This is a genomic window from Amycolatopsis sp. NPDC043887 (genome assembly GCF_056435665.1).
On the sequence record NZ_JBWKEB010000006.1, the window covers coordinates 146,290 to 172,892 of the forward strand.

A 26,603-nucleotide genomic window follows, 5' to 3' on the forward strand; every position below is an offset into this window, starting at 1 on the left:
CGTCCGTCAGCGGCAGGTCCCGGTCCGGGCGGGTCGTGACCGGCCCTCTCGTACAGGACTGTGTGGATTTTGGGGCGTTGGATGACCCGAAATCCACACAGTCGTGCGTGATCGGCCCGGTCACGCACATTCGAGCCAGTGCTGTGGCATTCCGAAGGGCTCGTCGCTGGCGTGGCTGACAGGCAGATCGAACACGAGTTCGTAATTTTAAGCGAGAAGCGAAACGCCGAACAACACCGAAGGATGAATCGACCACAAACGTCGAATCACTCAGCGCGAAGCCCCGCGATCAGTCGACTGAATGCGAGAAAGACCAAGCGCCCCGGGCCGGAGTTCCCGGCCCGGGGCGACCCCCAGTTCAGGTCCCGGTTCAGCGGTCGCGTTCCTTGGCGAACAAGGACTTCGACCACACATACCCGGCGACCGAGAGCAGGACGCACCAGCCGATCGCGAGCCAGCCGCTGCTGCCGATCGGAGTGCCGAGCAGCAATCCGCGAAGGGTTTCGATGACCGGCGTGAACGGCTGGTAGTCGGCGAACCAGCGCAGCCACGCGGGCATCGAGTCGGTGGGCACGAACCCGCTGCCGAGGAACGGCAGCAGCATGAAGATCATCGGCGTGTTGCTGGCCGTCTCGACGCTCTTGGCCGCCAGGCCCAGCGCCACGGAAAGCCAGGTGAGCGCGATGGTCAGCAGCAACAGCAGGCCGGCGACCGCGAACCATTCGCCGACTCCCGCCGTCGGCGAGAAGCCGATGAGCAGCGTGACCCCGAAGACCACGGCGAGGGCGATCGTCGTCTGGATGAGCGCGCCGACGACGTGCCCGGTCAGCACCGACGCCTTGCTGATCGCCATCGTGCGGAACCGCGCGATGATGCCTTCGGTCATGTCCGTCGCGACGGAGATCGCGGTGCCGAGAGCGGCGCTGCACACGGTCACGAGCAGGATGGCGGGCGTGACATAGCCGACATATTCGGCTCTGCCGCCTCCGCCGCCGAGCCCGTTCCCGAGTGTGCCGCCGAAAACGTAGACGAACAGCAGCAGGAACACGATCGGCTGGCCGATCAGCATGAGGGTGAGCGACGGATACCGTCGCATATGCCGGATGTTGCGGCGCAGCATGGTCGCCGAGTCGCGCATCGAAAGGGACAGGGTGCTCATCGGGCCAGCTCCTTGGTGGCGTCGGTCCGGTGACCGGTGAGGCTGAGGAACACGTCGTCGAGGTCCGGCGTGTGCACGGTGAGGCTGTCGACGGCGACGGCTTCGGCGTCGAGGCGGTCCAGCACGGCGCGAAGGGCGGCGACGGTGCCGTCGGTCGGCACGCGAAGCGCCAGCGCTTCTTCGTCCGAAGTGGACACTCGAAGTACGCGGGTGGCGTCACGCAAGGAAATCGCGTCGGGGAACTTCAGCTGCATATGACCGCCGGGGACGCGTCGCTTCAACTCGTCGGGCGTGCCCTGCGCGACGATCCGGCCGCCGTCGAGGACGGCGACCCGGTCCGCGAGCTGATCGGCCTCCTCCAGGTACTGCGTGGTGAGGAAGATCGTCACGCCGCTGTCGACGAGGTCCCGGATGATCTGCCACATCGTGCGGCGGCTGCGCGGGTCGAGGCCGGTGGTCGGTTCATCGAGGAAGATGACCTTCGGGTCGCCGATCAACGTCATCGCCAGGTCGAGTTTGCGGCGCATGCCACCCGAGAAGGTGGACGGCGTCTTCTTCGCCGCGTCGGACAGTTCGAACCGTTCCAGGAGTTCGGCGGCGCGCTTGCGCCCCGCACGGCGCGGCAGATGGTGCAGATCCGCCATGAGGAACAGGTTCTCCTCGCCGGTGAGCAGATTGTCGACGGCGGAGAACTGGCCGGTGAGGCCGATGGCGGCGCGGACGCCGTCCGGGTCGGTGCCCAGGTCGGCTCCGGCGATGGTCGCCGCACCGGCGTCCGGAGTGACCAAAGTGGACAGGATGTTGACCGTGGTGGTCTTGCCCGCCCCGTTGGGGCCGAGCAGCGAGAAGACGGTGCCGGTCGGGACGTGCAGGTCGATGCCGTCCAGAACGACCTTGTCGCCGTAGGACTTCCGCAGTCCGGTCGCGGAAATGGCCGGGTGTCTCATGGGTATTCCCTTCAGGAACGGTGGACGACGATGTCGCCGACGGAGGTACCGGCGCGGACTTCGACCTTGTCGGCCGCGTCGCCGGGCGCGGTGGCGGCGGTCATGTCGTTGATGACGCGGCCGAAGCGGGTGTTCACGTCGAGCCAGGCCGCGCTGCCCTCGCGGATGCCGACCTCGATGTCCCCCAACGACGTCTCGAGGGTGAGCGTGCCCCGCGCGGCGTCGAGCACCCGGACCGAACCGTTGGCGGTCTTGGCTTCGACGCCGCTTTCGGCCTTGTCGACGGTGATGTCGCCGTTGGCCGAACGGATGCGGATCGCACCGGCGGCGGCCCCGATCGTGGTGGGCCCGTTGGAGTTCTTGACCACCGCGGTGCCCTCGATCCCGCCGACGTGCACGCGGCCGGAGCTCGTGCTGATGTCGGCGTTGCCCTCGGCGTGCTCGACGACGATGTTCCCGGACGCGGAGTGCAGCTTCAGCTCCCCGGTTCGGTCGAGGTGGATGTGCCCGGTCCCGGACCGGTAGCGGCAGCCGCCGATCCGCCCGGTCACGGTCAGGTCACCGAGCCCGGTACTCCCCTGCACCCGGGAACCGGCGGGCAGTTCGATGGTCACGTCGATCGACCTCGTCCGGTTGGAGAAGTCGAGCAGGCGCATCTTCGGCGCACGGACGGTCAGTGTGCCGCCGGAGAATTCGACGACGGTCCGCTTCGCCGCGTCGACGTCGGAATCGTTGTTCTCGTCGAGCGGGGCCACTTCGACGACCGTGTCGGTGCGGTCGCCGGCGACGATGCGGACATTGCCGACGACTGGCTCGAGGTCCGCGAGAATGGGTTCCGGGGTGGCGAAAGAAGGCATGGTTGTCCCCTCGAAGGTGATGTGATCGGTGTTTGTGCTGGTCTTCGGGGTCTAGCTGACCCAGCCGGTGTAGCGCTGCGAACCGCGGTGACCGCCGCTCGCCGGGACGGGCGGCGTGGGCCGGTCCGACGGGTTCAACGCCGCGGACGCGGCACGCACGAGCCACGCGTTGACCGAACGGCCTTGCGCGGCCGCGGCTTCCTCGACGCGTGTCTTGAGGTGTTCCGGAAGCCGGAAGTTGATCCTGGCCGTCGCTCCTTCGTCCTCCGGCAGCGGCGCCGCCGGAGGCTCGGGCGCGGCGGCCGCGACAGGCTCGGCCTGGTCGACCGCGGGCAGCGCGACGGCGAAGCTGGCTTCCCCGGCACGCAACCGGACCTCGACCGAACCCGGCGCGAGGTCACGGGTGATCTCGTCCGACGCGGCGGACAACGCGTCCAGCAGCGCGAGACGAATGGCCGACGCGAGCGGCGCGGTCAGGCGTTCGGCGAGCGCGCTCGCCTCGGCTCCCCCTGCCTCGGCGGCGACGGCGAGTTCCCGGCGAACGTTGTCCACAAAGGGCGTCAAATCCATGATGCCATCATGGCACCACCATGGCACCGTGGCAAGGTCAATTTGGCGCCACAATGTGCCAAAGTGGCGTCAATGCAGGTCAGAGCCGGTTTTTGCCCCTTCGGCCAGTCTCCGCTGGCGGGGGAAGCAGGACGCGGGCGTACGCGTTGCCGGGATCGTTCACGGCGGGCCAGAATCGCCACGAGCCGCGCGGAAAGGAAGCGACCCGCCATCGAGTGTGGGGGTCACCCGAGGCGGGCCGCTACCCGGTTCCCACCGTACAAGAGCACCACTCGCTCATGCGGGCAACGCTTTATGTCCCTGCGGCTCTTGACAAATCGAAGATCCACAGTGGACAGAAGAGAGCATATGCGACCAGTTCGGGTGAGCGTCTGCGCACTGGACCCCATCACGAAGGCCGGAATGGTCGACCTTCTCGAAGCGCGCCCGTCCGTGCAGGTGGCCGCAGACCGGGCACGGGACGAAACCGATGTCGTCGTCGCCGCGTTCGACCGGCTTTCCGGCGACGCGGTCACCGCGTTGCGTGCGGCCACCGCCGAATTCGGCAAGCCGATCGTGCTGGTGACCGACCGGATCGAGGAGGGAGGTCTCGCGGTGGCGGTGGCGTGCCGGGTGGTCGCCATCCTGCCGAGGTCGGCGATGACCGACTCCCGGGTGGCCGACAGCGTCCGTGTCGCCGCGTCGGGCGCCGTGGGCCCACCGCGGGAGCTGCTCGGCAGGCTGGCCGAACACGCCGAGCGGCTGCACCGGGAGATGCTCGCGCCGAACGGGCCCGCCGGGGCGGCGCTCTCCTTACGGGAGATCGATGTCCTCCGCCTGATGGCCGACGGGCTCGACACGCAGGAGATCGCCACCGAACTCGCCTATTCGGAGCGAACGGTCAAGAACGTCATCTACGCCGTCACCGACCGGCTACGGCTGCGGAACCGGTCGCACGCGGTGGCCTACGCGATCAGGGAAGGGGTCATCTGAAGACGCTCAGATGAGACCCTCGCGCAGCGCGTACGCCACGACATGGGTGCGGTTGCGCAGATTGAACCGGCTGAGCAGGCCGTGCAGGATGTTCTTCACGGTCCGGTCGGAGTAGGCCACCCGCCGGGCGATCTCGGCGGTGTCGAATCCTTCCGCGAGCAGCCGGAGCACTTCGGTCTCGCGCGGCGACAGACCGCTGAGCGTGAGCTCGTGGGGCTCGAGGACTTCCTTGTGCAGCCGCGAAATCCCGCGGAGCAGGCTGCCGAGCTGATCGGCGGGAAGATCGCCCCGGCCGGCGTGGGCGTCGGCGACCGCGCGCAGCAGCCGCCCCGGCGTCGCCTCGGAGCGCGCGACGACGACGGCGAGCCCGCGTTCCACCGCGGCCCACAGTTCGGCCTGGTTGGGCTCATCGGCCACCAGGACCAGCCGCGCGGACCCGGCCGGGATACGCCGCGGGTCGTTCCCCGCGACGGCGACGAGGACGTCGGCCCGCGCCGGGTCTTCGCGCAAGCTGATGCCGGGCCCGTCGCCGAGCACGCTGCGCAGCCCCGCCCGCACCAGCGGATCGGCGGCGTGCACGGCGACCCGGATCTCCTCGGTCCGCACGACCGGGCGGACGGGCGTCGTCATGATCGTCGACATGCCTTCCAGGTAACCGGCCCGCGAGAAGGCCGGACAAGCGGAAGCAGGGGGCAGCTTTTCGTCATCGGAAGCCTGCCGGTTGAATGGGCCGCGGTGGAGGCGAACGAAAAGCGGTCGGTGTTCGGCAAGCTCCTGCTCGAACACCGGCGGGCCGCGGGGTGGACACAGGGGCGCCTGGCCGAGGCCTCCGGCATCAGTGTCCGTGCCCTCCGCGAGCTGGAGCGCGGCCGCGCGCGAGCCGCCCAGCAACGCTCCGCCGAGGTGCTGGCCGACGCGCTCGGCCTGACCGGCGGCGACCGGGAGTTCTTCCTGACCGTCGCCAAACAGGGACGTCGCCGGAATCCGGCGCTGGCCGCCCAGGCCGCGGCGACGTGCGCGCTGCCCGCGCCCACCGCGGATCTGTCCGGCCGCGAAAGCGAGCTGGAGCAGCTGTCCGCGAAGGTCGCCGAAGGTGGTGGCGTGGTCGCGATCGTCGGGCAGGCCGGGGTCGGGAAGACCGCGCTCGCGGTGACCGCCGCGGATCTGTGGCGCGCGGAGTTCCCGGACGGGGGCTACGCGGTGGACCTGCGCGGGATGGACGAACGACCGCTGAGCGCCGGGACCGCGCTCGACCGGCTGCTGCGCGCGCTGGACGTCGCGCCGGGGCAGGTGCCCGCCTCCGAAGCCGAACGGTCGGCGTTGCTGCGGATGCTGCTCGAAGGCCGCAAAGTCCTGCTGCTGCTCGACAACGCGGCCGACGAAGCGCAGATCCGGCCACTGCTGGTCACCGGGCCCTGCTCCCTCACCCTGATCACCTGCCGCCGGACGCTCGCCGGGCTCGAAGGCGCCCGGTGGCTCGGGCTCGAAGCGCTTTCGGACGACGGCGCGACCGGCCTGCTCGCCAAGATCGTCGGCGCCGACCGGGTGCGGGCGGAGCCCGCCGCGGCACGCGAACTCGCCGAGCTGTGCGGGTATCTGCCGCTCGCGCTCAGGATCGCGGGCAACCGGCTCGCCACCCGGCCGCAGTGGTCCCTGGCCCAGCTCGCCGAGCGGCTGCGCGACGAAAGCACCCGGCTGCGCGCGCTCGCGGCGGGCGATCTGCGGCTGCGCTCGGCTTTCGACCTGTCCTACCGCGCGGTCTCGCCCGAGGCTCGGCGGCTGTTCCGGTTGCTGGCGACCGTGCCCGGCGCCGACTTCGGTCTCGAACTCGCGGCCGTCGGCTCCGGCGCGTCGCCCGCCGACGTCCGCGACCAGCTCGACGAACTCGTCGACGCCAGCCTCCTGCAGACCACGGCGGAACCGGAGCGGCATCAGTTCCACGACCTGATCCGCCTGTTCGCCGAGGAACGGTTCGAGGCGGAGGAAGACCCGGCCGCACGGGACACCGTGCTCGCCCATCTGCTCGGCAAGGCGGCGGAGGCGGCCAGGCTGTTCTACCCCAAGGCGCCGGAGACCGGCCGGTTCGGCTCACGGGAAGAGAGCGCCCACTGGCTGGACGTCGAAGGCGGGAACTGGGTCGCCGCGCACCGCGTGGCGGCACGGAAGGGTATGCATCGGGAGGTCAGGGACCTCGCCGTCGCGTTGCACTGGTACTCCGACGGGCGGAGTGCCCAGCGGCCGTGGTGGGAGATCTTCTCGCTCGGCGCGGCCGCGGCGAACGCGCTCGGCGACGCCGGGGCCGAGGCGAAGCTGCTCAACTTCGTCGGCTGGGCCGCCAGCGTCTGTCTCGGCGACGACGAGGGCGCTGTGGCGGCGCACCGCCGCGCGCTGGACATCGCCGCCGGGATCGGCGACCGCGTCGAGCGGACCTGGGCGTCCATCTATCTCGGCCAGGTGCTGCGGTTGACCGGAAGAGACGATGAAGCGTTCGAGTTCGCGAAGCGCGGGTACGAGCTGGCGCGCGAACTCCCGTTCTGGGACGGGCAAACCACGGCACGAAACCTCTACGGGCGCGCGCTGCTCAACGCCGGACGGCATTCCGAAGCGCTCGCCGTGCACCGGGCCGTGCTTTCCGATGCCGAGCGGCTGGCGGGCGAGACGTACCCCGGTTTCCATCGGCTGCTGAAGGCCCTGACCCTGCGCGCCATCGGCGACGTGCTCGGCGATCTCGCCGAATGGCGGGAGGCGGCGGGCCACTACCGCACCGGCCGATGGCTCGCCTGGGAAGGCGGTTTCGACGCCTTGGAGGCGACCTGCGCCTTCCGTGAGGGGCGGGCCTGGCGGGAGGCCGGTGCCTTCGAGGAAGCCAGGGAGTGCCTCACCCTGGCCATGGACCTCTCCGCCGGGCCGTCGTCCGGCGCGTTGCGCGAGCAGGCTTCGGCCGAACTGGCGCTCCTGCCCGCGGAGCGCCGACTAAGCTTCGGACCGACAGAGCGGGAGGGCCGATGACGGACGCGGACGGGCAGAGCCCGCGGGAGCGCTATCGCGACCAGGTGCGCGCGGAGATCAAGCAGCACGCGTGGGAACAGATCGCCGCCGCCGGGGTGCCCGCGCTGTCGCTCAACGCGATCGCCAAACAGGTCGGGATGAGCGGTCCCGCCCTGTACCGGTACTTCGCCAGCCGCGACGATCTCGTCACCGCGCTCATCCGCGACGCGTACCGGAGCCTCGCCGACACCGTTCGCGCGGCGTTCGACGGCGGCGCCGATCTGGCCGGGCTCGCCGTCACCATCCGGGACTGGGCCCGGAGCGACCCGCAGCGCTACTTCCTCATCTACGGCACGCCCGTTCCCGGCTACCGTGCGCCCGAGGACACCACCGCCATCTCGAGCGAGGTCATGGCCGTGCTGCTCGAAGCGTGCCGCGCGATCACCGTGGACAAGCCGGAAACCCCGTTCGACGAACATCTGGACGGCCATCGCGACTGGGCGGGCGACGATCCGGCCCCGTCCTCGGCGCTGCACCGCGCGCTCTCGTTCTGGACCCGCCTGCACGGCGTGCTCTCGCTCGAACTCGCCGGCCACTTCGCCGGTATGAAGTTCGACCCCGACCTGTTGATCGCGGACGAACTGAACGACCTCACCTCCCGGTGACACAGCGCCTGGCCCGATCACCTTCGCAGTGAACCTTTCCCGCCTGCCGGGCGTCTTGCCCTGTGACGACGCGGCCGCCGCTGTTGACATACAACGTTGTAAGGTTATAGCTTCTAATCAACGCAAGAGCTATTAACGACGCCGACCGGCCTGGCCGCTTCAGGGTTTCCGAGCGCTTCGGATGGGGACTTCGCCATGATTCACGGGGAGAAGATCAGCAGGACGACCGATCGCGTCAGAGTCGCCGTGTACGCCCCCGATCTGCTGGCCGGGCTCGGCACGACGAGCATCCTCGGCGCCGACGATCGGCTGGACGTGCTGCCCGGCACCGACCTCGGGCCCGCCGAAGTCATCGTGACGGTCGGGGATTCGATCGGCGACAGGGTTTTCACGTTCCTCCGTCAGGTTCGCGCCGCGTCGTCACTCGCCACGCCACCGAGATGCGTGATCGTCACCGACCATTTCCCGGTCCAGGTGCTGATGACGGCGATCGAATGCGGTATGGCCGCGTTGCTGCCGCGGCGCGAACTCGACGGCGAGCACCTGGTGCGGACGATCCTCGCGGTCAGCCAGGGCGCGGGCGTGCTGCCGCCGCGCCTGCAGGGCAGCCTGCTCTCCCAGCTCGAACGGATCCAGGAAGACCTGCTGGTACCCAACGGCCTCGCGTTGTCCGGCCTGTCCGACCGGGAACGAGAAGTCCTCCGCCTGCTGGCCGACGGCCATGGCACGGAAGATATCGCGACCAAACTCGCCTATTCGGAGAGCACCGTGAAGAACGTCCTCCACCGGGTGATGTCTCGATACGGCCTGCACAACCGCACGCACGCCGTCGCCTTCGCGTTGCGCACCGGCTCGATCTGATCGCCTGCCGAAGGGCCGGACGCTGCGGAAATGGGAGCCGCTGCCTGACCTCCTCGTGAGTGGTAAGGACGGTTAGAACCGTCCTTACCACTCACGAGGGGACCTGGACCAGCCTGAACGTGCCGTTGCCGGCGTTCTGGTGTCCGTGAAGGCCTCCTTCCCTACCTTGAGCGTAGGGAAGGAGGCCTTCACGGACCCGCGATCGACCGGCAGCCACCTCCGGTAGGTACGCAAGACACCGTTGGCTCTAACCGTCCTTACCACTCACGAGGTTGACGACGGCCTACGCCCTCGGTCACCGGAGCCGAACGCGGCCCAGCAACCGGTCGACCAGCTCGGGAAGCGGCTGCTCCTCCGGACCTTCCAGCCACAGCACGTTCCCTGTCCGCAACGTGGCAAGGAAGGTCGCCGCGGTGAGCCGGGCCAGCTCCTGATCGAGGCCGTGCCCCCTGGCGAGCAGCACCGCGATCAGGTCGCGTTCGAGAGCGAACTGATCGCCCGCCTGCCGCGCGAGCAGCGACGGATGCCGCCGCAGCAGGCGTAGCTGCGCCACCCATTCACGGTCGGGGACGGGGTGCGCCCGGTACAGCTCCCGGCACGCCGCCCGCAGCGCCTGCCAGGGCTTCTCGCCCGGCGGCCTGCCCTCGACCAGCGACACCAGCAGCCCGGTGCGCTCGCGGTCGGCGTGCAGGATCGCGTCCTCTTTGTTCGCGAAGTAGTTCGAGAACGTCCGCCGGGAGACGCCCACCGCGTCGGCGATGTCCTCGACGGTCACGCCGTCCAGCCCGTGCTCCATCGCCAGCCGGAGCGCGGCCTCGTGCAGCGATTGCCGCGTCGCCGCCTTCTTGCGGGTGCGCAGCGTGTCGAGGGTGTCCACCAGGACAGCGTAGCGAGGGGAATAAAGTTCTCACTGTGCAAGTTTGCACAATGAGCAACAACTGCCGCTCGAAAGGACGCCATGAAGACCGAGGGAACGACGGCGGAGGCACCGTCAGGGGCGATGGGACACCGCCAGGTGCTCGAATCGCTGTCCGGTCTGCTGCTCGCGCTGCTCGTGGCGATGATCAGCTCGACGGTCGTGTCGACCGCCCTGCCGTTGATCATCGGCTCGCTGAACGGCACGCAGACGCAGTACACGTGGGTGGTCACGGCCACCCTGCTGGCGGCGACGGCCACCACCCCGATCTGGGGCAAACTCGCCGATCTGTTCAACAAGAAGACGCTGGTGCAGATCGCGATCGTGATCTTCGTGATCGGTTCGACGATCAGCGGGTTCAGCGAGAACACCGGGCAGCTGATCTCCGCCCGGGCGTTCCAGGGCATCGGCGTCGGCGGCCTGCAGGCGCTGGTCCAGGTCGTGATCGCGGCGATCATCCCGCCGCGGGAACGCGGCCGCTACAACGGTTACCTCGGCGCGGTCATGGCGGTCGCCACCGTCGGGGGGCCGCTGCTCGGCGGCCTGATCGTGGACGTGCCGTGGCTCGGCTGGCGCTGGTGCTTCTTCGTCGGCGTGCCGATCGCGGTGGCGGCGTTCATCGTGCTGCAGCGGACCCTGAAGCTGGAGACCGTGCGCCGGGAAGGCGTCCAGGTGGACTACCTCGGCGCGGGTCTGATCGCGGCGGGCGTGAGTGTCCTGCTGATCTGGGTCTCGTTCGTCGGCAACGGCTTCGACTGGCTGTCCTGGCAGACGGCCGTGATGGTGGCGGGCGGCGTCGTCCTCCTCGCCTTCGCCGTGCTGGTGGAGCGAAAGGTCCGTGAACCGGTCGTCCCGTTGCACATCATCACCCGGCGCACCCCCGCGCTGGCGATCATCGCGAGCCTCGCGGTCGGGATGGCGATGTTCGGCGGCGCGGTGTTCCTCGGCCAGTACTTCCAGGTCGGCCGCGGCTACTCCCCCACCGAAGCCGGTCTGCTGACCATTCCGCTGATGGGCGGCGTGCTCGTCTCGTCGACCGTGTCCGGGCGCCTGATCAGCCGCACCGGACGGATGAAGCCGTACATCGTGGCGGGCACGATCACCCTGGTGATCGGCTTCCTCGGGCTGGGCACCGTCGACCACGCCTCGCCGCTGTGGCTGGTCGGCGTCGCGATGGCGATCGTCGGCGTAGGTGTCGGCATGACGATGCAGAACCTCGTCCTCGCCGTGCAGAACACCGTGCCGCTGCGGGATCTGGGCGCGGCCAGCGCTTCGGTCACGTTCTTCCGGTCGCTCGGCGGCACCATCGGCGTCTCGGTGCTGGGCGCGGTGCTCGCGAACCGGGTCACCGCCGACCTGTCCACCGCGCTGCCCGTACCGGCGGGCCAGGCGTCGACGGGCAGCGTCAGCGCGCTGAACCTCAAGGCGCTGCCGCCGGAGGTCCAGACGATCGTGCACAACGTGTACGGCGACGCGACCGCGCACATCTTCCTGATCTCCGCGGCGGTGGGTGTCGTGGGCGTGATCGCGGCACTGCTGCTCAAGCCGCTCACCCTGCGCACCACGCTCGACGTGGAGACGGCAGCCCCGGCGTCCGACGCGGTCGTCAGGTAGGCGCGCGATGAACGGGGCCTTCGAGTCCACTGTGGAGCGTTTCGGCCCGCCCCGGCACCACACGGGGCGGGCCATCCTGGCCGGGGTCGACGGCTCCGACACGGCGATGCGGGCGGCCGCCTTCGCCTTCGGCATGGCCCGGCGCGAGGGCGGCAGGCTGATCGTCGCCTTCGTCTGCCGTCCGGCGCTCGGTCCCGCAATCGCGGCGACGGTGGAACACGACACGGCAGTGCGGCTCTACGAAGAGATCCGCGAGCAGATCCGCACGGCGGCCGAAGAGCTGGAAGTGCCGGTCAGCTTCCTGAAGACCTTCGGCGATCCGTACACCGCGCTCCGCGACACCGCCGACCGCAGCCAGGTCGACACCGTCGTGGTCGGCGCTTCACAGAAGGCCGGTCACCGGTTCGCGGGGTCGGTCGCGACCAAGCTCATCAGGACCGGGCACTGGCCGGTGCTGGTGGTTCCCTGACGACCGGCCGCCGAGGAACGAGACGGCGCCCACCGCGGCGACGACGAACGCGCAACCCGCCAGTTGCAGCGGGGTCGGCCACTGGCCGAGCAGGGCGGCACCGAACAGGATCGCGGCGGCGGGTTGCAGCATCAGCACGGCGGACCCGCTGCTCGCGGGCAGGGCGGACAGGGCCTTCCCGATCAGGAGCCAGCCGAGCACCTGACCGGTCACGGCCAGCACGAACAGCCACAGCAACGCCCAAGCCGGCGGCGTGACGTCGAGGTTTCCGGCGAGCAGACCCGAAAGCCCGCCAACGCTCGCCGACGCCGCGGTCGCGGTGGCGAGCATCGCCGTGCGCCCGCCGCCGTCGGATCCGGCGCGGCGCAACAGGATCAGGTAACCGGCGTAGGCGACTCCCGCCAGCACCGCCATGACGGTGCCGTACCAGGGATCGCTGCCCGCGGCACCGCCGTCCGCCAGCCCACCGGCCAGCGCGGTCCCCGCCAGCATCACCGGAATGGACAGCCAGAACGCCCGCGACGGCCGCTCGCCGAACCACAGCAGACCGGCCAGGGGGACGAGGACGACCTGGACGTTGACCAGCGCCGTGGCGACGCCCGCGCCGACGGAGAGGATCGCCTCGCTCCACAGCACCATGTCGACGCCGAGCAGGACACCGGCGAGCACGTGGCGCCGGCGTGCGGCCGGGGTGGGACGGTGCCCCCGCTCCCTGGAACGCGCCAAGATCACCAGGATCGGCAACGCGAACAGGCAGCGGAAGAACGTCGCCGTCGTCGAGCTGACCCCGGACAGGGCGACGAGCGGGGCGGACAGGGCGATCGCGAGCGCGCCGAGGACTCCCTGTGTCCTCGGATCGACGAAGAATCCGGTGTGCCGCATGCCTTCGATTCGATCGCACGGCGGCGGGCAGGACCAGCGAGATCCTCTTACCCCGATGGTTAAGCTCGGCTAATGAGTGGCGATCTGTCCAATGTGGAACGGCTGCGGATGCTGCACGCGGTGTGGCGGCGGGGATCGCTCGCCGCGGCGGCCGAGCTGCTGCACGTGACGCCGTCGGCGATCTCCCAGCAGCTGACCAAACTGGAGCGGGAGGCAGGCACCGGGCTCCTCGTCCGGCACGGGCGCGGCGTGCGGCTCACCCCGGCGGGGCTGCTGCTGGCGCAGCGCTCGGACCGCGTGCTCGCCGAACTCCGCGCCGCCCGCGCGGATCTGGACTCCCTCACCGGGGAGACGACCGGTGTGGTCGAGATCGGCGCCATCCCCTCCGGGGTGCACACGTTCATCGCGCCGGCGCTCACCGGCCTCGCCGTCCGCCACCCCGGCATCGAGGCGCGGCTGCACGAGGTCGAACCCGAAGTCGCCCTTCCCGCGCTGGCCGACGGTGTCTTCGACGTCGTGGTCGTCGAGAGCTGGGAGAACCTGCCGCTCACCCGCCCGCCCGCGACCCGCTGGACCGGACTGCGCGACGACTCGGCGATGATCGTGCTCCCGGCCGGGCATCCGCTGGCCGGCGCGGATTCGGTCCGCGCCGAAGACCTCGCGGACGAGATCTGGGTCGCCTGGGCCCGGCCGACGCTGGCGAACGCCTGGATCCGCCAGACGCTGCGTGAACGCGGGATCGAACCGATCGTGCGGCATACGGTCAGCGGGTTCGGCACCCAGTTCGCCGTCGTCGCCGGGCTCGGCGCCGTCACGCTGGTGCCGGGCATGGCCACCACGATCGCGCCGCCGACCGTGGTGTGCGCCCCGCTCGAACCGGTCCTGCATCGGCAGCTCTACGCGGTGCAGCCGCAGGGGGAAACGCGGCCCGCTGTCGCGGAGTGCGTCACGGCCCTGGTGGAGGCCGCGAGATCTTGGGGCTCATGAGCGGCAGTACGGCCCGGTACATGAAGGCCTCCTTCCTGTACCTAGGCGCAAGGAAGGGGGCCTTCATGTACTCGGCAAGGTGTGAAGGTCGAGTTTCCCCGGCTGAGCCGAGGGAAGGGGCCTTCACGCGCTTCTGCTGTGATTGCTGGTGCATGTGGGGCGAACGTGACGATTACCGAGTCCGTGAAGGCCCCCTTCCCTACCCTCAAGGTAGGCAAGGAGGCCTTCGCTACCTTCTGCCCGAGGGATGGGGGCCTTCATGTACTCGGGAGTGAGGATCAGCCGCGACCGCAGAGGGCGTGGTCGATCACCGGATCCAGCGGGTTCCCCGCCGGCGGTTCGGCACCGGGGTGGTACGGCGTGAGCGTGTTCAGCGAAACCATCACGCTGCGCTTGCCGTCCTCGGTCACGCCGTTGCCCGTCAGGTAGCCGGGCAGCGCGCCGCCGTGGCCCCAGTAGTCACCGCAGGAAACGGTCGACTTCACCAGGCCGAGCCCGTACGCGCCAAGACCCGGCGCGGGCACGGTCTTCTTCATCTCCGCCAGCATCGACGGCGGGAGCACCCTGCCGCCCAGCAGTGCCCGGAGGAACTTGTTGCCGTCCTCGGTGGTGCTGTTGATCGATCCGTCCGCTCCCCCGCCCATCGACGGATTCATCAGGGTCACGTCCACCCGCCGTCCGAGCCGCGGCGGATTCGAGCCCTCGACGACGAACCGGTCGTACCCTCGCGCGTGCGGAGCCGGGATGAACGGCGACGTGTACGGCAGGGTGGTCTCGCGCAGGTTCAGCGGGCGGACGATCCGGTCGATGATCTCCTGCTGCCAGTCCCGGCCGGTCACCTTCTCGGTGATCATCCCGGCGAGCACGTAGTTGGTGTTGGAGTAGCCCCAGCTCGTCCCGGGTGCGAACTCCGGCGGCTTGCCGACCGCCAGCTTCACCGCGTCGGATGCGCTGAGCTCGTCGAACCGGTGACGCAGAAAGCCCTTCTCGGTGAAGAGATCGAGTTCCGCCATGTAGTCGTGCAGCCCGCTGGTGTGCTGCAGCAACTGCCGGACGGTGATGGCGTTGCCGTCGTTGCCGTTCCCGCTCACCACCCCCGGCAGCCACCGATCCACGGTGTCCCCCAAGGAAAGCCGTCCCTCTCCGACGAGCTGGAGCATCGTCGCGGACAGGAACGTCTTGCTGAAACTCGCGATCCGGAAATGCCCGTCCCACGGCACCGGTGTCCGGGTCCGCAGATCGCCGTGGCCGCTGCGCACCTTGACGCTGCCCCTGGCCGTACTGACCTCCACGAGCGCGCCGGGTGAACCGTTCGCCACGAGTGTGTCGGCGTCGCGCTGCAGTGTCCGCTGCAGCGGTGGCGTCGCGGACGCGACGGCCGGGGAAACGAGCGTTGCCGCGCAAATCGCGGCGATGACCACTGAAGTTCGTTTCATACCGGCAAAACTACGAAGCGACGGTGCATCGGGCATCGGCTTGAAGAACGATGCCGCATACCTCCCTGGTACTAGCCGCGAACAGGGGGCGTCTCAGGGTTTCAGGTCCATCCGGAGAAATTCGGTGACGCGAAGCAGTTTCGACGGGCGGGTCATGCCGTCGGGGAATTCGTCCGCCCCGACGAGCCGCGGACCGGTGAGGTCCACTTCCCGCCCGTCGATCCGAAGCCGCGCTTGCCCCGCGGCCATGATGTTGCGCACCCAGTCCGCCTGCGGGCCGTACACCGGGACGAACAGGTAGCCGCCGTCGACGGGATGCGCGTCGAGCGGCGTGTGGCGGGTCTTTCCCGAGGTGCGGCCGACGTGGATCAGCACCGGGTACTTCCCCGCGGCGATCGCACGGGGGTTGAACACCCGCTTGGTGACGTGGCCCCACCATCTCGGCATCGGCATCGGACTCTCCTCTCGATGGCCTTACACTCGTAAGGTTGACTTACACCTGTAAGGTTGTCAATGTGCCGCCTCGCCGATCACTCACCAGGGACCGCGTACTGAAGGCCGCGATCGAAGTCGCCGATCGCGGTGGCGTGGAAGCGATGACGATGCGCCGGGTCGCGCAGCACCTGGGCGTGGAGGCCATGTCTCTGTACCACCACGTGCCGAACAAGGACGCGATCCTCGACGGCGTCGTCGACGCGGTGTTCGCGGCGATCGAGCTGCCCGGCACCGAAATCGCCGATTGGCGTGACGCGATCCGCGCGCGTGCTTCGTCCGCACGCGAGGTCCTGTCGCGGCACAGCTGGGCGCTGGGCCTCATGGACTCCCGCCGGAATCCGGGGCCGGCGACGCTCCGCCACCACGACGCCGTCCTCGGCGTCCTTCGGCGAGCGGGATTCACGCTGCCGATGGCGGTGCATGCCGTCTCGCTCATCGACAGCTACATCGGCGGATTCGTACTGCAGGAGTCGAACCTCCCGCTGAGCGAAGACGTCCCGGGGGTCGCGGACGACATCCTCGACACCCTGCCGCGTGACGAGTTCCCTTATCTGGCCGAGGTGATCACCGAGCACGCCCAGCGGCCGGGTCACGACCACACGAAGGAATTCGCCTACGGCCTCGACCTCATCCTGGAAGGCCTCGAAGCTCGCAGGAAATGACTCAGCGGCCCACTCCCGGCAGCGCGAGGGCCAACCGCGCCACTGGCGGCAGCGGCGACCGTTCCGGCACGGCCCGGAATGCCTGGATCACGAGCGCGGCGAACCGGCGGGACGCCGCCACCTGCGCGGCCGCCGAAGCGGCCTGGATCCCGTTGTTGGCCATGAGCATGAGGATCAGGTCGTCGAGGACGAAGTCGGGGCGCAGTTTCCCGGCGTCCTTGGCCCGGCCCGCCAGCTCGGCGATCGCCTTGAGCGCGTAGTCGCGATCCGCGGTGAAGTCCACCGCCTTGGGAAAGGCCGAGACGAAAGCGGCCGTGAAGCCCCGGTCGCGTGAATGCACCTCGCAGATCTTCTCGATCACGGAACAGAAGCCGCGCCATGGATCCGGATCGGCGAGCCCCTCGTCGACGACGGCGTGACAGGTGCGCATCTGCTCGGCGAACGCCTCCGTCGCCAGGATCTCCTTGGTCGGGAAGTGGCGGTACAGCGTGGCGGGGCCGACTTCGGCGCGGCGCGCGACCTCCCGCAGCGGCACGTTCAGGCCCTCGGTGGCGAACAGCACGCGAGCGGCTTCGAGGATGCGTTCGCGGTTGTCCACGGCGTCGGAGCGCGGGATCCGAGACAAATGATCGGTCACCGCTCTCACTTTAGCCAAAACGGACGGGTGCGTCCGTTAACGTCCGCCGGACCAGTGATCAACGACCAGGAGACGAAATGCGCGCAGTCGAGATCCGGACGTTCGGCGCCCCCGAGGGCCTCGCCGTGATCGACGTCCCCTCCCCCGTTCCCACCGAGGGAGAAGTGCTGATCGGCGTGGAAGCGATCGGTGTCGGCGGCGTCGACACCGTGATCCGCAGCGGCGCTCTCGCCGGTTTCGGTTTCCAGGAAGGATTCGTCCCCGGCAACGAGGTGGCCGGTACCGTCACGGCGGTCGGCGGCGGCGTCGATCCGGCCTGGGCCGGGCGGCGCGTATGGGCGTTCACCGGCGAGGGCGGCGGCTACGTCGAACAAGCGGCCGTCCCGGCGGAGAAGATCGTCCCCCTTCCCGAGAACCTGCCGGCCGCCGACGCGGTGGCCGTCGGGACTTCCGGCATGGTGGCGCATTTCGCTCTCGCCCGCGCCCATTTCACGGCGGGCGAGTCGGTGCTGGTGCGCGGTGCGGCGGGCAGCATCGGGATCATGGCGGCGCAGCTCGCGGCACACGGTGGCGCGAGCGCCGTGGCGGTCACGACGTCCTCGGCCGAACGCGGCGACCGCCTGCGCGAGCTGGGGGCGACCCACGTCCTCGACCGGTCCGGCGAAGGGGACGGGCCGGCCGGTTACGACGTCATCATCGACATCGTGTCCGGTGTGGACATGCCATCCTTCTTCGACCGGATGAATCCGAACGGCCGCATGGTCGTCGTCGGCGTCGTCGCGGGCATGCCCCCGGCGGACTTCGGCGCGAAGCTGATGGCGACCTTCCGGAAGTCCCTGTCGTTCGCGGCCTTCAGCGCGGACTCGATCCCCGAGCCGGACCGGCGGGCGGTGAGCACGGAACACTTCGGCGCGGCGGCGCGCGGCGAACTGCGCGCGGTGGTGCACGAGGTGCTGCCGCTGGAGAAAGCCGTTCTGGCGCATCGGAAGATGGACGACGGCGACGTGTTCGGCAGGATCGTCCTGACCCCGTAGACCGGTCCATTGTGGAGTGCCGTGTCACCCGGTCAGTGCAAGTTTCCCCATCGCGTGCGCCGTCGCACTAGGCTGCCCACTCGTGCCCGATCCGATACCCGAAGGACCTGGATTCACTGCGGTCGGCTTGCGGCCGCTCTCGGACGGCGAAAGCACCGGCGCCTACTGCGTGAACGACGCCGGGGTGATCGTGGGCGAGTCGGGGTCGCGGCCGGTGCGCTGGGACCGCGACGAGGATCCCACGCCGTTGCCGATCCTCGACGGCTGTTCCGGCGGACGCGCGGTCAGCGTCAACGCCGCGGGGGTCATCGCGGGTTCGCTCCTCGCCGGAGAGCAACTCCGGCCCGTGTGCTGGCGGCCCGACGGCCGGGTGCGCGCGCTCGAACTCCCCGACGGGGCGGTCTCCGGCACGGCGTGCCGGGTGAACGCACGCGGGTCGATATTGGGGAACGCCATGTGGCCGGGCTATCGCTGGCGGGCACTGCGCTGGGAACCGGGCGGGGAAACCGTCGAACTCGCCGCCCTGCCCGGGGACGGCGAGACGCAGGGGGAGGACCTGAACGGGCTGGACGAAGTCGTCGGATCGGCCAAAAACAGCTCGGGCGTCCGCACCGCGGTGCGCTGGTCGTCGTCGGGGAAGATCAGCACACTGCCCCCGCCCCGCCGCGCGACGGCGTGCGGGATCACCGACTCCGGCGCCATCCTCGGCGACGGGGTCGTGTGGAACCGTGACGGAGGCACCGTCCTGCTGACCGGGGGGCCGGAGTTCTCCGCGGGACAGGTCGTCCGGATCACCGGAGGAGGTGTCGCGATCGGCTGGGGCCTGACCCCGGACCGGCGCGGCATCGGCGCGCGCTGGGATCGCGATGGACGGCCCACCGTGCTCCGGCCCCTGCCTTCGGACGTCGCCAGTACGTGTTTCGACATCGACGAAGCCGGGACCGTCGTCGGCGAGTCCGAGAGCCGGGAAACGACGCGGCCGGTGTGCTGGGACGCGGACACGACACCCTTCCCGCTCCCGTCCCCTCGCGGTATCACGGCGATCATGGCCCAGCACATCAACGCGAGCGGCACCGTCATCATCGGCTACGGCTTCGCGGCGGACAGCTCCGCATATCGCGGGATCGCCTGGCACCGTTCGTGAAGCCGCCCGGTCAGGCCGTCGCGAGCTCGATCGCCCGCCGCATCGCCTCGTCGAGCGGAGTCCCGAGGCGGAGGGCCGTTCGCCCGGCGGCGAAGACCGCCCCGGTGGCCGAGCCGACCAGCGCCGCGGCGTCGAGCTCGTCGATCTCGCAGGCTTGGCACAGCGCGGCCGAAAGCCGCTCCTGAGCGTCGAAGGCCCGCTGCAGCATCGTCGCGCGCAACGACGGCACCGACGTGATCAGGTCCAGCCGGATCCGCTCGGGCGCGGCGGCCGGATCGCGGAGCCCAGCGCCCGCCTCGGCGAGCATCCCGAGCATCGCGCGCCGCAGAAGCGTTGCAGGTGTCTCGCCCGCCTCTCGCGCGGCGAGCACGTCCAGTCCCACGCGCAGGATGTGCTCGCCGTCGCCGGTGAGGACCAGGTCTTCCTTCGTCGCGAAGTGGTTGAAGAACGTCGCGGTGGACACCTCGGCGGCCGCGGCGATCTCGGCGGTGGTCGTCCGGTCGTAGCCCTGCCGTTCGAAGAGCCGGTACGCCGTCTCGATCAACACCTTCCGGGTGCGCCATTTCTTCCGTTCCCGCAAACCCACCGGCTCGGTCATGACGCGAGCGTACTGGATCGACATCAAAATTAAAGCTACTCTAATTTTAGAGTCCCTCTATCCAAGGAGAGCCGCATGATCCTCGACGCGTTCCTCGACCGGCTGGAGTACCGTGAGCCCGTCCGGCCGGATCCGGCCACGCTCCGGAACCTGCACCGCGCGTGGCGGCTGCGAGTGCCCTACGAGAACCTCGACCTCCAGCTCGGCAAGACGATCCTGCTCGACCCGGAAGCGTTGATCGACAAGTTCACGCGCCGTCGGCGGGGCGGGCTCTGCTATGAGATGAACGGCGCGCTCGCCCTTTTGCTGCGGGCGGCCGGATTCGAGGTGACCGTCGTGGAAGCCGCCGTCCTGCGCTCGACTCGCGGCGAAGGCCAATGGGGCAACCACATCGCCCTGCTGGTCGACGTCGACGGCGAGACCTGGCTCGCCGACACCGGGATCGGAGACGCGTTCCTCGAACCCCTTCCGGTGCGGGAAGGCACGTATCGGCAAGGACAACTGCCGTTCCGGATCGAGCGCCTCGATGACGAGACCTGGCGGATGCACCACCATCCCGGTGGCACGGTCGACTCCTGCGACTTCCGCACCGTGCCCCGCGAGGTCACCGAATTCGCCGAACGGGACGAGATCAGGTCGCCGGAGTCCCCGTTCGCCAGGGTGCTCATGGCTCAACATCATCGTGACGGACGCGAGCTGGCACTTCGCGCGCGCACGGTCAGACGCGGCGACGGCGAACGCCGCACGCTGTCCTCTCTCGACGAGTTCGCCGAGACGCTGCGGGAGTTCCGTATCCCGGTGGAGAACATCGGCGCCGGGGAACTGGCGGCCCTCTGGGCCAAGACCGAAGAGCAGCACGAGGCGTGGCTGGCCATCCAGGCGAAGTCGGACGACAGGGGTTGAACCCGCCTGTCCGGGGTATGCCCTGATCATGGAAGTCGACGCCGTGGTGATCGGATCGGGGCCGAACGGCCTGGTCGCGGCCAATCTCCTGGCCGACGCCGGCTGGGAGACACTGGTCATCGAGGCCACTGCCAAGCCCGGTGGCGCGGTACGGACCGAGGAACTCACCGCTCCCGGTTTCCGCAACGACGTCTACAGCGCTTTCTACCCGCTCGGTGCGGCGTCACCGGTGCTCGCCGGGCTGGATCTCGAAGACCACGGCCTGCGGTGGCGGCACGCCCCGGCGGTGCTGGCGCATGTGCTGCCCGACGACCGGTACGTCCTGCAGTCCCGTGACCTTGACCGCACCGCGCGTTCCGTGGCGGAGTTCGACAAACGGGACGCGGACAGGCTGCGGGCCGAATACGCGAACTGGCGGCGTCTGCGCGAACCGCTGCTCGACGCGATCGTGCGCCCCTTTCCGCCGGTGCGGCCGGGGGCACGGCTGGTCAAGACGCTCGGCACGGCGGAATCGCTCCGGCTGGCGAGGATGCTGACCTTGACCGCCCGTGGTCTCGGCAAGGAGAAGTTCGACGGCGAGGGCGCCCGTCTGCTGCTCGCGGGCAACGCCATGCACACCGACCTCGGCCCGGACCAGGCCGGGAGCGGTGTCTTCGGCTGGCTGCTGACCATGCTCGGTCAGGACGTAGGATTCCCGGTCCCGGAAGGCGGGGCCGGCTGTCTGACCGACGCGCTGGTAAACCGGCTGTCCGCCAAGGGCGGAGAGATCGTCTGTGGCACGCCGGTCACCGAAGTGACGCTGTCGGGCGGCCGTGCGGTGGGTGTCCGGGACAAGGACGGCCGACGGGTGCGTGCCCGCCGGGCGGTGCTCGCCGACGTCCCCGCTCCGGTGCTCTACCGGGATCTGGTCGGCGCCGGGCACCTTCCCTCGCGGCTGGTGTCCGATCTGGACCGGTTCGTCTGGGACGACGCCACCATCAAGGTGGACTGGGCCTTGTCCTCGCCCATCCCGTGGAGCGCCGCCGAAGTCGGCGAGGCTGGGACCGTCCACATCGGAGCGGATCTCGACGGCCTCGCCGGGATCGCCAACGACCTCGCCTGCGGGCGAGTGCCCGGCGACCCGTTCCTGTTGCTCGGGCAGATGACCACCGCGGACCCGACCCGCTCCCCCGCCGGGACCGAATCGGCCTGGGCCTACACGCATGTGCCGAGGGGCGAGATCTGGTCCGCTTCCCGGTTGCGCCGCCACGCGGACCGGATGGAAGAGGTCATCGAGAGGCACGCACCCGGTTTCCGCGGCCTGATCGCGGGCCGGGCGATCGCCGGGCCCGCCGAACTGGAGGAAGGGAACCACAGCCTGGTGGAAGGTTCGATCAACGCCGGGACCGCGGCCATCCAGCAACAGCTCTTCTTCCGGCCCGTCCCCGGTCTCGGCCGGGCCGACACCCCGATCGACCGGCTCTTCCTGGCGTCGGCGTCGGCGCATCCCGGTGGCGCGGTGCACGGCGCACCCGGATCGAACGCCGCCAGGGCGGCCCTCGCCCGGGACGGCTGGGCCGGTTCCGTCTACCGCGCGACAGTGCGTGCCGCGCACCGCGCCGTCTATCGATGAAGATCGTCGTCACCGGCGCGAGCGGGAACATCGGGACCGCCCTGCTCCGGGCGCTGGCCGGAGACGAGCCCGACGTGCTCGGAGTGGCACGCCGCCGCCCCGACACGACGGCCGCGCCCTACTCGTCGGCCCGCTGGGTCCAGCAGGACATCGGCGCGAACGACGCCTGGCCGCGGTTGACCGAGATCTTCGACGGCGCCGACGCCGTGGTGCACCTCGCCTGGGCGATCCATCCGCGCGCCGACGATCCGGCGATGCGCCGGACCAACATCGCGGGCAGCGCGAACGTCCTGCGCGCGGCCGCCGACGCCGGCGTGAACCACATCGTGTGCGCGTCGTCGGTCGCCGCCTACACACCGGCCGACCGGTGGGACGAGGTGGATGAGGAATGGCCCTGCGGCGGGCTCCCCGAAAGCGCCTACAGCGCCGGAAAAGCGGCCTTCGAGTCCAAATTGGACGAATTCTGCCGTGATCACCCGGGGATCGGGGTGGCGCGGATCCGTCCGTGCGGTGTCGTGCAGCCGGACGCCGCGGCCGAGTTCTCGGGGTGGCTGCTCGGCCCGCTGGCGCCACCGTTACCGCTGGGCGGCAAAGGGCTGCCGGTGCCGTTGTGGCCGGGGCTGCGGATGCAGGTGGTGCACTCCGACGATGTGGCACAAGCGATCCGGGCGATCCTCGACCGCCGTGCGACCGGTGCGTTCAACCTCGCCGGCGAGCCCGTCCTCGACAGCCGCGACCTCGCGGCGCTGGCAGGCGGGTTCCGGGTTCCCGTACCGTTGAGGCTGCTGACCGGACTGGCCTGGCCGAGCTGGCGGCTGGGCCTGCAACCACTGCATCCGTCCTGGCTGCGGCTCGCCGACCGAGCGTCCCTTGTGAACACTCGGCGCGCACGGGAGGAACTCGGCTGGCGGCCTCGGCACGACGCGGCGGCCACGATCAGCGAACTGCTCGCCGCCATCCGCGCCGGGCGACGGGGCGACAGCCACCCCCTCGACCCGCCGCGCGACCGGGTACGGCTCGGGCGGCCGAGCCATCAGGATCAGTCCGGCGGTTGAGCGGCTGAACGTCCGTCTCAATCGGCGGCTTCGCGCCCCTTGGCGAGATCCGCGAGACGTCGCAGGGATTCCCGGTTCCTCGGCACCAGGAAGAGCGCCTGCGCGGCCTCCGGCAGCACGCGGCCAGGCCCGCGGGTCGCCTGCTCGGACATCAGGATCTCCGTGGTCGCCGACGCGGTTTCCCGCAGTTCCAACCGGATCCGCGCGGTACCGAAAGGCCAGGCCCGCGCCTCGAGTTCGAGCAGCCTCGGCGGGTCGACGGCGTGCACCTTGGTGACGTCGTCGAGCAGGAGGGGCCAAGAGCCGACGCAGTGGTGGATCCGCGTTCCCCGCGCCGGCCAGCCCTTGTCGACGTCACGGATGTGGGAGGCCCCCACGACCCAGGCCGCGTAGGTCCAGCCGTCGGCGAGCACCTCGAACACGCGCTCGGGAGAAGTGTCTACCGTCATCTTCACGTCGACCATGAACCCATCCGCCCTGAATACCCGGCCGGCTCGTTCCGGCTCGCCTCACCCGAACCGGATACCCTGCGGCGACAAGGGCAAACCCGCACGCCGCTATCCCACCCACGCACTGGAGTGTTCCTCGACCGTCCACGACCGGGTCCGGGATCGATCGAGGAACCGGGCTTCGTCCTCGGCGACCCCGGAATCCTCGGCGAGCACGAGAGCCAGCCAGGCGCGACGGGTGGCCTCATCGGCGAACTTCATGTGTGTGATCACGTCGAAGTCGGCGGGAAACCCGCGTGCTCCGGCCTCCGGCAGGTAATTGCGGGCATAGAGGGCCGGCGCGGGTGCGAGGCCGAGGACGAGCGGGACGTGATGGTTCTCGTAGTACTCGACGAACTCGGACCGGCTGAGGCCATCACGGGCCTTGAGCAGGGCGATGGTGGTGATCACTGCAGGCACTCCCTTCATCGGTGCCGATCAGTTCACCACACCGCCCACCCGGTCCAGCACCGCACGCGTGTATCCGGCGGTGTCGGCCGCTCACCGAGATCGACGGTACTGGCCGTTCAGCGGCTCTCCGCTCGCTTCGGGGTGTCCCACGTGGTCGAGCATCATCGCAGCGGACCACGAGGTGCCGAGCGGGTTGACCTCGCCCCGCCCGGCGATGTCGGGCGCCCAGCCGCGCACCGGCTGGAACATCGACGGGAATTCCCTGTCCAGGTGGAGGTTCGCCGCCGGAGCGACACTGATGCTCGCGGCCGCGCTCACAGGACCAGTCGAAGGAGTCGTAGGGAATTATTGAGGGGTAAGTCAAATGTGGCGTGTCGCGAAAGCCACTTTCGCGACGTCAGCTGAAGTGATCGACCCAGGCGGCGGTGAAGGCCTCCTTGCCTACCCTGAAGGTAGGGAAGGGGCCCTTCGCTACGCCGTCGACGTGGCTTTCGCGGCACGATCGAAGGCGGCCATGAGCGGGCCGCCCACCGCACCCGACACGTTTGCCCTACCCCTCAAATAACCCGATGTCACGTAGCTTAAGTTGATCTTGGGCGAGGTTGACGGGTGGGGTGAAGGTCGTGAGTGGCGTTTCGGGTTCTAACCCGAAACGCCACTCACGACCCCCTCGTGAAATCGCCCACCCGGGCATCAATCAGAGACAGCGAAAAGTGTCCTTTGTGGACACCCAGGGGCGCGGTCGGCTCCTGTCGGCCAGGGCAACCGAGCGCGTGACCTGCGGCAATCCTCACCGCTTACGATCAAGGCCCCCATCCAAGATCAACTCAAGCTACGTGGCATTGGGTTCGAACCCTCATTGCCACTCACGACCCCTCGCCACACCACACAAATCGCTCAACTCGGACAATGACACCGGAAACGTCCCTTATGGACAATCAGAAAGGTATCTCTTCGGCGAGTCCGCTCCTGCCGCCAACTCCGGCACACCACGTTTGCCTTACCCCTCTACAGATCCGTTCCGTCTGCCGACGGCGGCGAGCACTGCCCAGGCGGGCGGCAGCACCTCGGCGCCGATGCCGTCGCCAAGGTGAGCGCGATGCGGTAGCCGGTCATGACTCCAGTGGACCCCGGGCCTGGCCGGTACGGCCACGACCCGGTCGCCACCGCGTTGAGAGGCTGCGCCTATCAGCCGGTTCTGTGGTCATCCCCGGGTCGGGTCTCGCCGAGCCGGTACGACCGTGGGGTGAGCGGCGTTTTGGGCCCACGGTCCGATTCGCCGGTCGTGCCGCCGGGCCAGCATTAGCGTCATGATCGAGCTCAGGAAATTGACCAAGCGCTACGGCCCGACGGTCGCCGTGGACGACCTGTCGTTCCGGGTCGAACCAGGGTACGTGACCGGTTTCCTCGGCCCCAACGGCGCGGGCAAGTCCACCACCATGCGGGCCGTTCTCGGCCTGGACACTCCTACGTCCGGCGAAGCGTTGATCAACGGCAGGAGATACGCCGCCATCGATCGCCCACTGCATCACGTCGGCGCGCTGCTCGACGCGGGCGCCGTCCACGGCGGGCGCGGCGCCTTCGACCACCTTCACTGTCTGGCCCGCAGCAACGGCATCCGCAGGACCCGAGTGCACACGGTGCTGGACCAGGTCGGTCTCACCGCCGTGGCGCGTAAACGGATCGGCGGGTTCTCGCTCGGCATGAAGCAGCGGCTCGGGATCGCCGCGGCCCTGCTCGGTGATCCCGGGATCCTCCTTTTCGACGAACCGGGCAACGGTCTCGACCCGGAAGGCATCCGGTGGATCCGCGATCTCATGCGCTCGCTGGCGGCCGAAGGCAGGACCGTTCTCGTCTCCAGTCACCTCATGAGCGAGATGGAGCTGACCGCGGACCGCATCGTGGTCATCGGGCGGGGCAGGCTGATCGCGGAGTGCTCGATCGTCGAGCTCGCCGAAAGGTTTCAGCGCGACGTGCTGGTGCGCACGCCGAACGAAACCGAACTGGCGGGCCTGCTGCGGTCCGCGGGCGCGACCGTCACTCGCCGACCCGACGGAAGCCTTACCGCACAAGGCATCGATGCCGTGACCATCGGCGACATCGCCGTGCGGCACCGCATCGCCGTGCACGAGCTCACGCCGCGCAGCGACTCCCTCGAAGACGCCTACCTCAAGCTCACCGACGACAGCACCGAATACCGCGCCGGAACGACGATCTCGTGATCGACGTCATCGCTTCGTC

General features: G+C 69.6%; 28 protein-coding genes. 14 read left to right on the plus strand and 14 right to left on the minus strand.

The features are described 5' to 3' along the window. Positions 1-370: 370 nt before the first annotated feature. From AC069H_RS17760 to AC069H_RS17775, 4 genes are read right to left on the minus strand one after another with little or no spacing between them, the layout of a single operon-like run. Positions 371-1,159 (minus strand): ABC transporter permease, encoded by a 789-nt coding sequence (locus AC069H_RS17760; RefSeq protein WP_478230157.1) that lies wholly within the window; start codon positions 1,157-1,159, stop codon positions 371-373. Further along, positions 1,156-2,106 carry an ATP-binding cassette domain-containing protein gene (locus tag AC069H_RS17765; RefSeq protein ID WP_478233032.1) on the minus strand — a complete coding sequence of 317 codons (951 nt, stop codon included), beginning with the start codon at positions 2,104-2,106 and terminating at the stop codon, positions 1,156-1,158. The genes AC069H_RS17760 and AC069H_RS17765 overlap by 4 nt, the downstream gene beginning before the upstream one ends. A gap of 11 nt (positions 2,107-2,117) precedes the next feature. Beyond that, positions 2,118-2,963 carry a DUF4097 family beta strand repeat-containing protein gene (locus AC069H_RS17770; RefSeq protein ID WP_478230159.1) on the minus strand — a complete coding sequence of 282 codons (846 nt, stop codon included), beginning with the start codon at positions 2,961-2,963 and terminating at the stop codon, positions 2,118-2,120. A gap of 51 nt (positions 2,964-3,014) precedes the next feature. Next, the gene (locus AC069H_RS17775) at positions 3,015-3,533 is read right to left on the minus strand and encodes an Arc family DNA-binding protein (RefSeq protein WP_478233033.1); all 519 of its coding nucleotides are present in this window, start codon (positions 3,531-3,533) and stop codon (positions 3,015-3,017) included. 402 nt (positions 3,534-3,935) lie between these two features. Here AC069H_RS17775 and AC069H_RS17780 point away from each other — a divergent pair, with 402 nt between their 5' ends. Next, positions 3,936-4,505, plus strand: coding sequence for a helix-turn-helix transcriptional regulator (locus AC069H_RS17780; RefSeq protein ID WP_478233251.1), 570 nt, complete (start codon positions 3,936-3,938; stop codon positions 4,503-4,505). Positions 4,506-4,511: 6 nt separating this feature from the next. On the opposite strand, the gene AC069H_RS17785 is transcribed toward AC069H_RS17780, so the two are convergent. After that, on the minus strand, positions 4,512-5,147 hold the full coding sequence (locus AC069H_RS17785; RefSeq protein ID WP_478233034.1) for a helix-turn-helix transcriptional regulator: 636 nt from the start codon (positions 5,145-5,147) through the stop codon (positions 4,512-4,514). 93 nt (positions 5,148-5,240) lie between these two features. Between AC069H_RS17785 and AC069H_RS17790 the strand changes: the two genes are divergently transcribed. From AC069H_RS17790 to AC069H_RS17800, 3 genes are all read left to right on the plus strand, one after another. Further along, entirely contained in the window at positions 5,241-7,514 is a 2,274-nt protein-coding gene (locus AC069H_RS17790) for an ATP-binding protein (RefSeq protein WP_478233035.1), read from the plus strand. Then, entirely contained in the window at positions 7,511-8,158 is a 648-nt protein-coding gene (locus tag AC069H_RS17795; RefSeq protein WP_478233036.1) for a TetR/AcrR family transcriptional regulator, read from the plus strand. Before AC069H_RS17790 ends, AC069H_RS17795 begins: the two co-directional genes overlap by 4 nt. Before the next feature lie 195 nt (positions 8,159-8,353). Continuing rightward, entirely contained in the window at positions 8,354-9,019 is a 666-nt protein-coding gene (locus AC069H_RS17800; protein ID WP_478233037.1) for a helix-turn-helix transcriptional regulator, read from the plus strand. Between the two features lie 295 nt (positions 9,020-9,314). Here the strand turns inward: AC069H_RS17800 and AC069H_RS17805 are convergent, their stop codons facing one another. Then, on the minus strand, positions 9,315-9,896 hold the full coding sequence (locus AC069H_RS17805) for a TetR/AcrR family transcriptional regulator (RefSeq protein ID WP_478233038.1): 582 nt from the start codon (positions 9,894-9,896) through the stop codon (positions 9,315-9,317). A gap of 81 nt (positions 9,897-9,977) precedes the next feature. On the opposite strand from AC069H_RS17805, the gene AC069H_RS17810 reads away from it, so the two are divergent. Together AC069H_RS17810 and AC069H_RS17815 are read left to right on the plus strand one after the other, a co-directional pair. Further along, complete coding sequence (locus AC069H_RS17810; RefSeq protein ID WP_478233039.1) at positions 9,978-11,549, plus strand: MDR family MFS transporter; 1,572 nt, start codon at positions 9,978-9,980, stop codon at positions 11,547-11,549. A 7-nt stretch (positions 11,550-11,556) separates the two neighbouring features. After that, positions 11,557-12,018 (plus strand): universal stress protein, encoded by a 462-nt coding sequence (locus tag AC069H_RS17815; protein WP_478233040.1) that lies wholly within the window; start codon positions 11,557-11,559, stop codon positions 12,016-12,018. On the opposite strand, the gene AC069H_RS17820 is transcribed toward AC069H_RS17815, so the two are convergent. After that, positions 11,932-12,900: a DMT family transporter gene (locus AC069H_RS17820; RefSeq protein WP_478233041.1), complete on the minus strand. Its 969-nt coding sequence runs from the start codon at positions 12,898-12,900 to the stop codon at positions 11,932-11,934. The genes AC069H_RS17815 and AC069H_RS17820 overlap by 87 nt on opposite strands. Before the next feature lie 72 nt (positions 12,901-12,972). On the opposite strand from AC069H_RS17820, the gene AC069H_RS17825 reads away from it, so the two are divergent. After that, positions 12,973-13,887, plus strand: coding sequence for a LysR family transcriptional regulator (locus AC069H_RS17825; protein ID WP_478230168.1), 915 nt, complete (start codon positions 12,973-12,975; stop codon positions 13,885-13,887). A gap of 278 nt (positions 13,888-14,165) precedes the next feature. On the opposite strand, the gene AC069H_RS17830 is transcribed toward AC069H_RS17825, so the two are convergent. Next, positions 14,166-15,323 carry a serine hydrolase domain-containing protein gene (locus AC069H_RS17830; protein WP_478230169.1) on the minus strand — a complete coding sequence of 386 codons (1,158 nt, stop codon included), beginning with the start codon at positions 15,321-15,323 and terminating at the stop codon, positions 14,166-14,168. A 93-nt stretch (positions 15,324-15,416) separates the two neighbouring features. After that, positions 15,417-15,776, minus strand: coding sequence for a nitroreductase family deazaflavin-dependent oxidoreductase (locus AC069H_RS17835; protein ID WP_478233042.1), 360 nt, complete (start codon positions 15,774-15,776; stop codon positions 15,417-15,419). 62 nt (positions 15,777-15,838) lie between these two features. On the opposite strand from AC069H_RS17835, the gene AC069H_RS17840 reads away from it, so the two are divergent. Then, positions 15,839-16,480, plus strand: a complete 642-nt coding sequence (locus AC069H_RS17840; protein WP_478230171.1) for a TetR/AcrR family transcriptional regulator C-terminal domain-containing protein — start codon at positions 15,839-15,841, stop codon at positions 16,478-16,480. Position 16,481: 1 nt separating this feature from the next. Here the strand turns inward: AC069H_RS17840 and AC069H_RS17845 are convergent, their stop codons facing one another. Continuing rightward, complete coding sequence (locus tag AC069H_RS17845; protein WP_478230172.1) at positions 16,482-17,117, minus strand: TetR/AcrR family transcriptional regulator; 636 nt, start codon at positions 17,115-17,117, stop codon at positions 16,482-16,484. A 77-nt stretch (positions 17,118-17,194) separates the two neighbouring features. Here AC069H_RS17845 and AC069H_RS17850 point away from each other — a divergent pair, with 77 nt between their 5' ends. Together AC069H_RS17850 and AC069H_RS17855 are read left to right on the plus strand one after the other, a co-directional pair. Further along, positions 17,195-18,151: a zinc-dependent alcohol dehydrogenase family protein gene (locus tag AC069H_RS17850; protein WP_478233043.1), complete on the plus strand. Its 957-nt coding sequence runs from the start codon at positions 17,195-17,197 to the stop codon at positions 18,149-18,151. 82 nt (positions 18,152-18,233) lie between these two features. After that, entirely contained in the window at positions 18,234-19,295 is a 1,062-nt protein-coding gene (locus AC069H_RS17855; RefSeq protein WP_478233044.1) for a hypothetical protein, read from the plus strand. Positions 19,296-19,305: 10 nt separating this feature from the next. Here the strand turns inward: AC069H_RS17855 and AC069H_RS17860 are convergent, their stop codons facing one another. Then, positions 19,306-19,893 (minus strand): TetR/AcrR family transcriptional regulator, encoded by a 588-nt coding sequence (locus tag AC069H_RS17860; RefSeq protein WP_478233045.1) that lies wholly within the window; start codon positions 19,891-19,893, stop codon positions 19,306-19,308. 75 nt (positions 19,894-19,968) lie between these two features. Here AC069H_RS17860 and AC069H_RS17865 point away from each other — a divergent pair, with 75 nt between their 5' ends. From AC069H_RS17865 to AC069H_RS17875, 3 genes are read left to right on the plus strand one after another with little or no spacing between them, the layout of a single operon-like run. Next, a complete protein-coding gene (locus AC069H_RS17865) occupies positions 19,969-20,796 on the plus strand; it encodes an arylamine N-acetyltransferase family protein (RefSeq protein ID WP_478233046.1) in 828 nt (275 codons plus the stop codon). Positions 20,797-20,824: 28 nt separating this feature from the next. Next, positions 20,825-22,408, plus strand: a complete 1,584-nt coding sequence (locus AC069H_RS17870) for a phytoene desaturase family protein (RefSeq protein WP_478233047.1) — start codon at positions 20,825-20,827, stop codon at positions 22,406-22,408. Then, a complete protein-coding gene (locus AC069H_RS17875; protein ID WP_478233048.1) occupies positions 22,405-23,463 on the plus strand; it encodes an NAD-dependent epimerase/dehydratase family protein in 1,059 nt (352 codons plus the stop codon). The genes AC069H_RS17870 and AC069H_RS17875 overlap by 4 nt, the downstream gene beginning before the upstream one ends. Positions 23,464-23,480: 17 nt before the next feature. Here the strand turns inward: AC069H_RS17875 and AC069H_RS17880 are convergent, their stop codons facing one another. The 3 genes from AC069H_RS17880 to AC069H_RS17890 all read right to left on the minus strand — a co-directional run bounded on the left by AC069H_RS17880 (position 23,481) and on the right by AC069H_RS17890 (position 24,680). Further along, positions 23,481-23,927 carry an SRPBCC family protein gene (locus tag AC069H_RS17880; protein ID WP_340688145.1) on the minus strand — a complete coding sequence of 149 codons (447 nt, stop codon included), beginning with the start codon at positions 23,925-23,927 and terminating at the stop codon, positions 23,481-23,483. A 93-nt stretch (positions 23,928-24,020) separates the two neighbouring features. Further along, on the minus strand, positions 24,021-24,362 hold the full coding sequence (locus AC069H_RS17885; protein ID WP_478233049.1) for an EthD domain-containing protein: 342 nt from the start codon (positions 24,360-24,362) through the stop codon (positions 24,021-24,023). A 90-nt stretch (positions 24,363-24,452) separates the two neighbouring features. Further along, positions 24,453-24,680 (minus strand): isocitrate/isopropylmalate family dehydrogenase, encoded by a 228-nt coding sequence (locus tag AC069H_RS17890; protein WP_478233050.1) that lies wholly within the window; start codon positions 24,678-24,680, stop codon positions 24,453-24,455. Between the two features lie 992 nt (positions 24,681-25,672). Between AC069H_RS17890 and AC069H_RS17895 the strand changes: the two genes are divergently transcribed. Continuing rightward, positions 25,673-26,584, plus strand: coding sequence for an ABC transporter ATP-binding protein (locus tag AC069H_RS17895; RefSeq protein WP_478233051.1), 912 nt, complete (start codon positions 25,673-25,675; stop codon positions 26,582-26,584). Positions 26,585-26,603: the final 19 nt, after the last annotated feature.

What these genes read in the sequence shown, in the direction of transcription:
- AC069H_RS17810 (WP_478233039.1), top strand. Translation starts at nt 9,978, where the DNA reads ATGAAGACCGAGGGAACGACGGCGGAGGCACCGTCAGGGGCGATGGGA.
- AC069H_RS17820 (WP_478233041.1), bottom strand. Translation starts at nt 12,900, where the DNA reads ATGCGGCACACCGGATTCTTCGTCGATCCGAGGACACAGGGAGTCCTC.
- AC069H_RS17760 (WP_478230157.1), bottom strand. Translation starts at nt 1,159, where the DNA reads ATGAGCACCCTGTCCCTTTCGATGCGCGACTCGGCGACCATGCTGCGC.
- AC069H_RS17870 (WP_478233047.1), top strand. Translation starts at nt 20,825, where the DNA reads ATGGAAGTCGACGCCGTGGTGATCGGATCGGGGCCGAACGGCCTGGTC.
- AC069H_RS17775 (WP_478233033.1), bottom strand. Translation starts at nt 3,533, where the DNA reads ATGGATTTGACGCCCTTTGTGGACAACGTTCGCCGGGAACTCGCCGTC.
- AC069H_RS17800 (WP_478233037.1), top strand. Translation starts at nt 8,354, where the DNA reads ATGATTCACGGGGAGAAGATCAGCAGGACGACCGATCGCGTCAGAGTC.
- AC069H_RS17815 (WP_478233040.1), top strand. Translation starts at nt 11,557, where the DNA reads ATGAACGGGGCCTTCGAGTCCACTGTGGAGCGTTTCGGCCCGCCCCGG.
- AC069H_RS17850 (WP_478233043.1), top strand. Translation starts at nt 17,195, where the DNA reads ATGCGCGCAGTCGAGATCCGGACGTTCGGCGCCCCCGAGGGCCTCGCC.
- AC069H_RS17770 (WP_478230159.1), bottom strand. Translation starts at nt 2,963, where the DNA reads ATGCCTTCTTTCGCCACCCCGGAACCCATTCTCGCGGACCTCGAGCCA.
- AC069H_RS17880 (WP_340688145.1), bottom strand. Translation starts at nt 23,927, where the DNA reads ATGGTCGACGTGAAGATGACGGTAGACACTTCTCCCGAGCGCGTGTTC.
- AC069H_RS17780 (WP_478233251.1), top strand. Translation starts at nt 3,936, where the DNA reads ATGGTCGACCTTCTCGAAGCGCGCCCGTCCGTGCAGGTGGCCGCAGAC.
- AC069H_RS17875 (WP_478233048.1), top strand. Translation starts at nt 22,405, where the DNA reads ATGAAGATCGTCGTCACCGGCGCGAGCGGGAACATCGGGACCGCCCTG.
- AC069H_RS17765 (WP_478233032.1), bottom strand. Translation starts at nt 2,106, where the DNA reads ATGAGACACCCGGCCATTTCCGCGACCGGACTGCGGAAGTCCTACGGC.
- AC069H_RS17785 (WP_478233034.1), bottom strand. Translation starts at nt 5,147, where the DNA reads ATGTCGACGATCATGACGACGCCCGTCCGCCCGGTCGTGCGGACCGAG.
- AC069H_RS17795 (WP_478233036.1), top strand. Translation starts at nt 7,511, where the DNA reads ATGACGGACGCGGACGGGCAGAGCCCGCGGGAGCGCTATCGCGACCAG.
- AC069H_RS17835 (WP_478233042.1), bottom strand. Translation starts at nt 15,776, where the DNA reads ATGCCGATGCCGAGATGGTGGGGCCACGTCACCAAGCGGGTGTTCAAC.
- AC069H_RS17895 (WP_478233051.1), top strand. Translation starts at nt 25,673, where the DNA reads ATGATCGAGCTCAGGAAATTGACCAAGCGCTACGGCCCGACGGTCGCC.
- AC069H_RS17865 (WP_478233046.1), top strand. Translation starts at nt 19,969, where the DNA reads ATGATCCTCGACGCGTTCCTCGACCGGCTGGAGTACCGTGAGCCCGTC.
- AC069H_RS17825 (WP_478230168.1), top strand. Translation starts at nt 12,973, where the DNA reads ATGAGTGGCGATCTGTCCAATGTGGAACGGCTGCGGATGCTGCACGCG.
- AC069H_RS17830 (WP_478230169.1), bottom strand. Translation starts at nt 15,323, where the DNA reads ATGAAACGAACTTCAGTGGTCATCGCCGCGATTTGCGCGGCAACGCTC.
- AC069H_RS17860 (WP_478233045.1), bottom strand. Translation starts at nt 19,893, where the DNA reads ATGACCGAGCCGGTGGGTTTGCGGGAACGGAAGAAATGGCGCACCCGG.